The organism is uncultured Campylobacter sp. (genome assembly GCF_938018035.1).
Taxonomy (GTDB): domain Bacteria; phylum Campylobacterota; class Campylobacteria; order Campylobacterales; family Campylobacteraceae; genus Campylobacter_B.
In genome coordinates this window covers 1-7,852 of the sequence record NZ_CALIJF010000299.1, presented here as the reverse complement: position 1 = coordinate 7,852, position 7,852 = coordinate 1, and the positions used below count along the sequence as shown (strand labels likewise).

At 47.9% G+C, this 7,852-nt stretch carries 12 protein-coding genes and 1 pseudogene; all 13 read right to left on the bottom strand.

Annotated elements, in window-relative coordinates; genetic code table 11:
- Positions 1 to 238: 238 nt before the first annotated feature.
- Positions 239 to 1,258 (bottom strand): hypothetical protein, encoded by a 1,020-nt coding sequence (locus Q0257_RS09000; RefSeq protein ID WP_298024237.1) that lies wholly within the window; start codon positions 1,256 to 1,258, stop codon positions 239 to 241.
- On the bottom strand, positions 1,230 to 1,931 hold the full coding sequence (gene rlmB / locus Q0257_RS08995; protein WP_298024235.1) for a 23S rRNA (guanosine(2251)-2'-O)-methyltransferase RlmB: 702 nt from the start codon (positions 1,929 to 1,931) through the stop codon (positions 1,230 to 1,232). Before rlmB ends, Q0257_RS09000 begins: the two co-directional genes overlap by 29 nt.
- A gap of 35 nt (positions 1,932 to 1,966) precedes the next feature.
- On the bottom strand, positions 1,967 to 2,782 hold the full coding sequence (gene rsmI / locus Q0257_RS08990; protein WP_298024233.1) for a 16S rRNA (cytidine(1402)-2'-O)-methyltransferase: 816 nt from the start codon (positions 2,780 to 2,782) through the stop codon (positions 1,967 to 1,969).
- Positions 2,783 to 2,983, bottom strand: coding sequence for a 50S ribosomal protein L31 (gene rpmE, locus Q0257_RS08985; protein ID WP_005869728.1), 201 nt, complete (start codon positions 2,981 to 2,983; stop codon positions 2,783 to 2,785).
- A gap of 337 nt (positions 2,984 to 3,320) precedes the next feature.
- The gene (locus Q0257_RS08980) at positions 3,321 to 3,977 is read right to left on the bottom strand and encodes a 16S rRNA (uracil(1498)-N(3))-methyltransferase (protein ID WP_298024239.1); all 657 of its coding nucleotides are present in this window, start codon (positions 3,975 to 3,977) and stop codon (positions 3,321 to 3,323) included.
- The gene (locus Q0257_RS08975; RefSeq protein WP_298024231.1) at positions 3,977 to 4,462 is read right to left on the bottom strand and encodes a hypothetical protein; all 486 of its coding nucleotides are present in this window, start codon (positions 4,460 to 4,462) and stop codon (positions 3,977 to 3,979) included. Before Q0257_RS08975 ends, Q0257_RS08980 begins: the two co-directional genes overlap by 1 nt.
- On the bottom strand, positions 4,462 to 4,830 hold the full coding sequence (locus Q0257_RS08970) for a hypothetical protein (protein ID WP_298024229.1): 369 nt from the start codon (positions 4,828 to 4,830) through the stop codon (positions 4,462 to 4,464). Before Q0257_RS08970 ends, Q0257_RS08975 begins: the two co-directional genes overlap by 1 nt.
- A gap of 9 nt (positions 4,831 to 4,839) precedes the next feature.
- Positions 4,840 to 5,061: a hypothetical protein gene (locus tag Q0257_RS08965; RefSeq protein ID WP_298024227.1), complete on the bottom strand. Its 222-nt coding sequence runs from the start codon at positions 5,059 to 5,061 to the stop codon at positions 4,840 to 4,842.
- The gene (locus Q0257_RS08960; protein ID WP_298024225.1) at positions 5,061 to 5,642 is read right to left on the bottom strand and encodes a 6-carboxytetrahydropterin synthase; all 582 of its coding nucleotides are present in this window, start codon (positions 5,640 to 5,642) and stop codon (positions 5,061 to 5,063) included. Before Q0257_RS08960 ends, Q0257_RS08965 begins: the two co-directional genes overlap by 1 nt.
- The gene (locus Q0257_RS08955; protein WP_366517512.1) at positions 5,639 to 6,382 is read right to left on the bottom strand and encodes a hypothetical protein; all 744 of its coding nucleotides are present in this window, start codon (positions 6,380 to 6,382) and stop codon (positions 5,639 to 5,641) included. Before Q0257_RS08955 ends, Q0257_RS08960 begins: the two co-directional genes overlap by 4 nt.
- Positions 6,362 to 6,604: pseudogene (locus Q0257_RS13105) on the bottom strand (7-carboxy-7-deazaguanine synthase QueE); the annotation flags it as partial. The pseudogene Q0257_RS13105 and the gene Q0257_RS08955, both read right to left, overlap by 21 nt.
- Entirely contained in the window at positions 6,601 to 7,566 is a 966-nt protein-coding gene (gene moaA / locus Q0257_RS08950; protein ID WP_297883215.1) for a GTP 3',8-cyclase MoaA, read from the bottom strand. The gene moaA and the pseudogene Q0257_RS13105, both read right to left, overlap by 4 nt.
- A gap of 80 nt (positions 7,567 to 7,646) precedes the next feature.
- Positions 7,647 to 7,852, bottom strand: a 206-nt coding sequence (locus Q0257_RS08945; protein ID WP_298024222.1) for a hypothetical protein, incomplete at its 5' end; no start/stop codon positions are given.

The following is a 7,852-nucleotide window of genomic DNA, read 5'->3' as shown; positions in this document are numbered from 1 at the left end:
GGCGCCTCTTAAAGTTAGCACTCTACTGCAAGCGCCCGCAACGCTTGAAATTTTATCCGCACCGTTAAATTTTACCTACGCCGTTTAAAATTTTATCCAACGCGTCGCAGTTCAAACCTTTAAATTTACGCTCGCGGGTTTAAATTTAAACTGCGCACCACAGCGAGCTAAAAATTTTACCCTCTGTCCTCTGCGGCAAAATTCTACGAGCGAAAAACCACGCTCAAGGTCTGAAGTTTTACCACTTTTTGCCCTTGTTTAGGCGCAGAAACTCATCGGCTGAAATTTTAGTGATATTGCCATCTTTGACGTGGAATTTTTGAGTGTTTCTTTCGCTAAAAGTTACGTTGCCATCGGCTTTACCGAGCTCAAACATCCCGTGACCGGTAGAGATTAGCAGCTCCTCATCTCCTTGCGAAGCGACGACGTAAGGGGCATTGATGACCATCTCGCGCTTCTTGCCACTTTTTAGATCGATGATACCGATCCACATTTTGCCGCGTGGATTAAGCACGATATCTTTGCTGGGCGCAGGTGCGCTTTGCGTGGCGTTTTCGTCGGTGGAATTTTCCTCCGTTTTGGCACTCGCGCGCTCGATTCTTATAGAGCGATCCAGCGCATTGAGCGAGCTTAAATTTTCATCCGCAACAGCGGCTGCATTGGCATCTGACTTTAGTGCGAATTTTTCATCTGTAGCGTTGTGCGAAACGACGTCGATACCGATGTTTTCAAGCTTTTTTTGAGTGTTATTTACGATTGGAGCGTCCGAGTAGGTGGTTTTGTTTTGTTCCCATAAAAGTGAGCCCAAAAATTCACCGAAGCTTTTATAAAGTCCGAAATAAAAGATTGCGCCTATGATTAATACCATTGCAAGCAGCCATAAAAGCCAACCGCTGCCGCTTTTATTAGGGCTGACCCTTTGACCATAAACCTGCTCGACTTTGGCTTTTTTAACGGGCGCAAAGCCCTCTTTTGCGACCTCGAACTCGCTTATCCAGTCCGATAGATCCAGCCCGAACTCGCGCTCTAAAATTTTAATGTAACCTCTAACGTTAAAATTTGCTAACTTCTCGAAGTCTTTGTTGATGATGTATTCTAAATTTTGCGCGTCGATGCGCGTCGTGCGCGCTATTTCGATCAGATCCATAGATTTTAATTTATCCAGATCGCTATTTTTTGGCTGCTGTATTTGCTCCGGCTTCTCGATTTGTTCCGCCTGCTCGTCCGTATTATTTAACTTCTCTTTTATTTCTTCCATTTAAAATTCCATCGCATAGTATCGCAAATGCCGCGCTTACATTAAGCGAGTCCCAGCCTTCGCGCATCTTTATTGATACCGCGCGGTCGCATTTTTTAAGCGCCCTAGCGGGTATCCCCTCTTCTTCGTTCCCCATTACGAGTGCGTTTTTCGCGCCGAGCTCTAACTCCTTAAAGCTCGTCCCGCCCGCACTCGCGGCGTAAATTTCAAAGCCGCTTTGTTTAAGCTCGTTTAGCACGCTAAGCCCGTCCGAGACCTTAACGACGTTTAGCTCATACGCCGCGCCCGAGCTTGCGCGCACTACGCCCGCCATATTTAGATTATTTGCGACGACGATCACGCTGTCCGCGCCCAAAGCATAGGCACTGCGCATTATCGCGCCGATGTTTCCGACATCGGTAAGCCCATAAAGGATCGGCACGAATTTATCATCTTTGACGCTAGCTAGATCGCCGAAGCTAAACTCCTCCACCTCGGCTAAAAAGCCTTGATGGTTGCCGCCGCGAGCGAGGGCTTGAGCTTTTTTCGCATCGGCGCGCTCGATTTTTACGCCGGTCGCGGCGATCTTTTTAAAAATTTCTTTCTCGCACTCCTTTGCAAGGATGATGCGGATAAATTTCTGCGGATGCCGGTTTAAAAGGTGCAAAAACAGCTGCTTGCCGTAAATAATCATTTTGGGATTTTAGCGAAAAACGGTTAAAATATGACTTAGCGTATCAAATTTTTATATATTTCTTTGGCGGGTTCGCCGCTGATTTTTGAGAGCAGTTTTGCTTTTATTTTCGGCGCGATCTCAAGCGAAAGAATATCTTCTTGCGTGATTTTTTCAAAGCTTTTCTCGCCTGCGCCGTCAATCACGACGCACCATTCGCCGTTTAAATTTGCGCCGTTTAGGCTGGATAGAACCTCTGCGGCGCTACCGAAAAATTTGGTTTCAAATTTTTTCGTAGCTTCTTTGATCGCAAAAATTTTGCGCTGCGTGTCGATCCCAGCGATCTGTTCTATCAGTTTTACCACGCGCTTTGGGGATTCATATAGCACGCACGGATAGGGGCTTTGCATTAAATTTAGAATCTGAGCTTTGCGCTGCGCGCCGTCATTATTCAAAAAGCCTAAAAAGCTAAATTCTTTCTCCACTAGTCCGCTTGCGGCGGCTGCGAGCAGCAGAGCGTTTGCGCCGCTAAGCACCTCGTAAGGCACGCCGCTTCGCTGCGCAAATTTTACGAGCACAATTCCCGGATCGCTGATGCAGGGCATGCCTGCGTCGCTTACGTATGCGCAAGCTTTTTCGCGCAGAAGCGCCGCATCAAAGCCCGCGAAAAACTCCGCTTCGTTGTGCGTGTGCAGCGAGTAAAACTGTGAAATTTTAAATGAAATTTGAAATTTATCGGATAATAGGTTTAGAAGTTTTTTTGAAACCCTCGTATCCTCGCAGATTAGGATTTCGCAGCTTTGCAATACCTCAAGCGCGCGGCTCGAGATATCGCTTAGATTCCCTATCGGCGTAGGAATGAGATATAGCAACTATTTCATTCCGTATTTTTGCTTAAATTTCTCGACGCGGCCCGCGCTATCTACGATCTTCTCGCTGCCGGTGAAAAACGGATGGCAATTGGAGCAGATATCGACGCGGATCTCGGCCTTGTTCGAGCGCGTTTTAAAAGTGTTTCCGCAAGCGCAGGTAACGGTCGTTTCGACAAAGTTTGGATGGATATCTTTTTTCATTTTTGATCCTTTTTGATGATTTTAAAAGCTTGCGATTATACAACTTTTTTATCTAAAAAGCAAATTTAAAGGGTTTTAAAAACTCTCGGCAAAGCGGCAATTTTTTCTCGATCATGCTTTTTAAGCGCGAAGAATTTTAAAATTTAGCCCGCTTGCGGGTAAAATTTTGATTTACCGCGACCTACTGCGGCGTGCAAAATACAGCGCGCGAATATGCGCCGCGGCAAATACGCGCCGCGCGTCAAGCCGCCGATAAACATAGCGGATCACGCAGAGCAAATTTTAAATTCCAAAATTTAAAGCGCGCGGCTTTTAAATTTTAAAATTTACTGAGCGCTTAAAAGATCAACTTCGCGCAAGTTGCAATCAGCGCGGTGTTTGAGCGCAAAATATAGGGGCTATTAAGCGCATAGGCGTTTTTAAATTTCTCCCTTTCGCGCGGCGAAAATCCGCCCTCGGGGCCTACGAACGCGATCTCATCGCCGTCGAAAATGTCGATGTTCTTGCCGCCAAAATCGATCAGGCTTACGTTTTTATATCTTTGCGCGAGCTCGTCCGAGCCGCTCAAAACCTCGATCTGCATGATGGAATTTCGCCCGCACTGCTGCGACGAGTTGATCAAAATCCGCTCCATCCTCTGCGGATCGAGCCGCACGTTTTTCTGCGACAGATCGGCATAGACCAAAACAACCCGCCCGACGCCCATCTCGTTTAGCGCGGGCAGGCTCTTTTCGATCACGGCGCTCTCGACGACCGCCCAAGCGACGCAAAAATCGTGGCTCGGCGTAAAAACGGAGCTTTTAAAAACCAAATTCAGAGCCGCGCCTTTGCGCGAAATTTCGGCGATCTCATATAGATAACTCGCCCCGTCCTTTAGATTTCGCACGTCTATGCGCTCGCCCGCCCTTGCTCGTCTGGCCTTTAGGTGCAAAAACTGATCATTCTGCAAAATCAGGCTCTGTTCGCCTGCAAACTTATCGTAAAAATATACCATCAAATAACACTCGCTATCAAAATTATCGCTAAGCTTAGCCCCAAAATCACTCGCATTTTGCGCTGATACGGCGCAAAGTTTTGACTTAGATACGCGATTTTCAGCCGTTTGTACGATACCGCGCTAAGTATAATCATCGCTAGCGCTGCGGCTGCCATGAAGTAAATTCTAAAGCTCAGATCAAAGCGCAGCACCGGCAGCATCACGCTTCCGCTAATTATCAGCGCCGCGAGAGTCGCATAATATATCGGCAAAAACAGCCTGATGCGCCTAAGAAATCTAAGCCCAGATCTGCTCTTTTGCTTTAAATTTTCAGCTTGCGGCGCGGAGGCGGCGGAATTTAAAGCCTCGCTGCGAGGACGAAATTCCGCTGCTGCGGCATCGATCTTAAGCTGGGTAAAAATCAGATAAATTATCGTTAAAATCGCCGCAGCTAGCGCGAAAAATTTATGAAAGCTCAGGGCACTTTGATACAGATAATCCATCACTTCCGCCAAGGAATTAAATTTAAAGGGCAAAATTTTGCGCGGCTAGAGCCTAAGCTATGGAATTTCAACGCAAATTTTTTCGGCGCGAGATCAAACAGATCTGTTCCGCGCCTTTGAAATTTTAAAAACCTTTCAAAGCGGTCGCGGATATTTATTGCGCCAAAATTTACCGCGCGCTCTCTCAACTCCGATTTCGCGCCGTATCTCTCGCGCCAAGAATAAAATTTTGCGGATAGAGCTTTATAAAATTTAAAATTTCTTTGCGCAGATCGCACGGGCAAAAATGACGCTAAAATCGCGCTTGCGTGCTGCATACGAATCACGTAAATTTTAAAAATTTTCAAATTTAGCCGCGGATTTTTCAATGCTCCGCCTTATTCTGTCACCGGAAGCGGCGGCATATCGGCGTTTATATCGACCTTGGGCTCGCTAGGCGCGATGGGTACGTCCTTTGGCACCTCGCTATCCACCGGCGGCTTTTGCAAGGTGTCCTTTTTCTCATCGTCGCAACCGCCCAAAGCAAGCGCGCAGACAAAGATCGCGCACGCGGCAAAAACGCGCACAAACCCCGCGCCAAATTTAAAGAAATTTCTCATCAGCAGTCCTTTGGGTAGATGATTTTTTCGCCGCGCAGTAGCTTTTGCCAAAGCTCCGGCTGCCTCCACTCCTCGCGCACGGCGGGCGAGAATTCTATCTCATCCAGCGCGATCTCACCCATCTGCGCGTTGTAGGCATCATCGCGAAAGCACTGCGCATAGCCGGTGGTTGTTTCATGCACGATGACGCTGTGAAGCTTTACTTCGCGCTCGCCGTTTTGCATCTGAGTTAGGCTCAAAAGTCGGTCAATTAGAACGAAAAAAATTCTACAAAACTGCTCCGCGCTCGGATTTAGCGGTATCTGCACCCAGCGCGCGCTGTGTTTTTTCAGATCCGCGATATAGCCCGCATCATCGCGCGCGTAGATCGTCGTGGCGTGGTCAAAACTATCGATAAGCTCGCGAATACCGAGCTTCATGTAGCCGAAGTCATAAACCATCCCCGCTTCATCCAAAAAATTTGAGCTAAGCAAAATTTCGCATCTGTAGGAGTGACCGTGGATGCTCGTGCGACACCGCTTCGAGCCGCACAGGCGCACGATGTGAGCGTTTTCGAATTCGTATAATTTCCTGATTATCATACCCCGTCCTTCTCGCCCCAAATTCTAATGTGCAGGCGATCGGAGTAATTATAGCCGTTTTTTAGGCAAAAATCCACGCAAAATTGCGCGTCGCTTTCTAGCTCGCGACGATCTGCGCCACGCGGCATGCAATAAACCTCGCTCTCGCACGCCGCTAAAATTTCGCTGATCTCGGGCTGCACGTCAAACTCGGGCGAGATGACGAACTTGTAAAAGCTATCTTTTGCGTTTTGCCTTAAGTTTCGTAGCGCGGCGAAGCTCAACCTGCGTTCGCGCGGCTCGGCGGAGTTTGAAAGCTTAGGCGAGACCGCAAAGACGCAGCTTTTGTAGGCGGGAAATTTTTCAAAATCCACGAAAATCGTGCCGTTGGTTTCGAAGTGCACCGCATGTCCGCGCGCGAGCAGCTCGCAGACGAACTCGTAAAATAGCGCCTCTTTGTGATGCAGTAGCGGCTCGCCGCCGGTGATAACGATGATAGGCTTTTGATAAAGCTTAGCGCTCTGCGGCGAGGCGGAGCTTTGCGGATTTAAATTTAAAAAATTTTGCGCTGCGGAATTTAAAGAATTTTCGCTCGTTAAATTTAAAGAATTTTCTGCGCTATCGTTTTGGCGGGGAGGCGTTTGCGCGGCGGCGGAATTTAACGTATCGCTTTCAGAAAAAGGCTCGGCGGCGCAAAAACCCTGCGCAGAGTACGCAGGTGCAGAGCGAGAGAGATCGGATAAATTTGGAATTTTATTCAAAAGCTGGGCTAAATTTAAAATTTCTTCGTACTGGAAGTGATTTGTAAAAACCGCGCGGATCGTATCACAGCCGCGCAAGATCTCGCCGGTCTTCGGCGAAATGCGCTCGCCGCCAAAGCCCTCGCAGCGCAGATTACAGCCCGCAAAGCGAAAGAAAAACGCGAGCCTGCCTGCGTATTTGCCCTCGCCCTGGATACTTAAAAAGCTCTCTACAAGCCTCATCCGCCCGTCTCGTAAAATGCGCGGCTTGAAATTTCATTCGAAGCGTCCGTTTGCCAGCGATTTTTTTCGGGCTTATTCGCTAAAATTTTAGCCAAAATTTCGGCGGCTGCGGCGATGTCGCCCTCTTTGACCGCCTTTTTGATACTTAGCGCGTCCTCGAAGTAAAGACACGGGATCAAAAGCCCCTCGGCGCTTAGTCTGATGCGGTTACAGCTCTCGCAAAAATCGTGCTTGTGCGGATCGATGATACCGAAAGTGTAGCCGTCCCCGAGCGCGTAAAGCGACGCGGGCGAGCTTTGCGATTTCGGCAGAGCGGTAAAGATAAATTTACGCCTTAAAATATCTAAAATTTCACTCGATTTTAATCCCGTAAGATCGCCGGCATGGGTGTTTTCCATAAATTCTATGAAGCGGATCTGGCAATCCTTCTCGCGGGCAAATTCCAGCAAATAAATAAGCTCGTCGTCGTTGATCCCTTTTAGCGCGACGGTGTTTAGCTTGACCTTTAACCCCGCTTCAAGAGCGGCGTCAAGGCCTTCTAGGACGTTATAAAGCACGCCGCGCTGAGCTATAAATTTAGCCCGCTCCGGTCGCAGCGAGTCAAGCGACATATTAATTCGCTTTAACCCCGCGTCTTTCAGGGCGCGCGCGTAGTTTTTGAGATAATATCCGTTGGTAGTAAGCGCAAGATCAATACCCGGAGCGTAATCCGCGATCATCTTTATAAAATCCTCGATCCCCTTTCGCACCAGCGGTTCGCCACCGGTGATACGGATCTTTTTCACGCCGCCGTCGATCGCAACTTTGACGAATAAAAACATCTCCTCAAAGCTTAAAATATTCTCTCGCGGCACCCAATTAAACGGCGTGCTCGGCATGCAATATCTGCATCTGAAATTACACCGCTGCGTGACCGAAATGCGCAAATAATCGATCGTTCGTCCAAATTTATCAATTAGCATATTTTGCCTTAATATCAATTTGCGGCGATTATATAAAAAACAAAGTGATTTTGCAAAATTTTATTTTTATATTGCTCAGACTATTTTCTTACCGAGCCGATTAGCTCTTTAAGCTGATCCAGAAGCGGTCTGATCTGCTTTTCTACCCGCTCGTCGATCATCGTAGGTACTACATCTAGCCTCTGCTCTATCGTCTCGTCGATTACGTCGGCAATCGCGTTTATATCGATATTGGGAGCTACTTTAGCGCCCGAATCGATCATCTCTTTTAGCTCCTCGACCTTCT

Excerpts from the sequence above, each read along its gene's own strand:
- rpmE (WP_005869728.1), bottom strand. The coding sequence starts at position 2,983 with ATGAAAAAAGATATCCATCCAAACTTTGTCGAAACGACCGTTACCTGC.
- rlmB (WP_298024235.1), bottom strand. The coding sequence starts at position 1,931 with ATGATTATTTACGGCAAGCAGCTGTTTTTGCACCTTTTAAACCGGCAT.
- Q0257_RS09000 (WP_298024237.1), bottom strand. The coding sequence starts at position 1,258 with ATGGAAGAAATAAAAGAGAAGTTAAATAATACGGACGAGCAGGCGGAA.
- Q0257_RS08975 (WP_298024231.1), bottom strand. The coding sequence starts at position 4,462 with ATGGATTATCTGTATCAAAGTGCCCTGAGCTTTCATAAATTTTTCGCG.
- Q0257_RS08960 (WP_298024225.1), bottom strand. The coding sequence starts at position 5,642 with ATGATAATCAGGAAATTATACGAATTCGAAAACGCTCACATCGTGCGC.
- Q0257_RS08980 (WP_298024239.1), bottom strand. The coding sequence starts at position 3,977 with ATGGTATATTTTTACGATAAGTTTGCAGGCGAACAGAGCCTGATTTTG.
- moaA (WP_297883215.1), bottom strand. The coding sequence starts at position 7,566 with ATGCTAATTGATAAATTTGGACGAACGATCGATTATTTGCGCATTTCG.
- Q0257_RS08965 (WP_298024227.1), bottom strand. The coding sequence starts at position 5,061 with ATGAGAAATTTCTTTAAATTTGGCGCGGGGTTTGTGCGCGTTTTTGCC.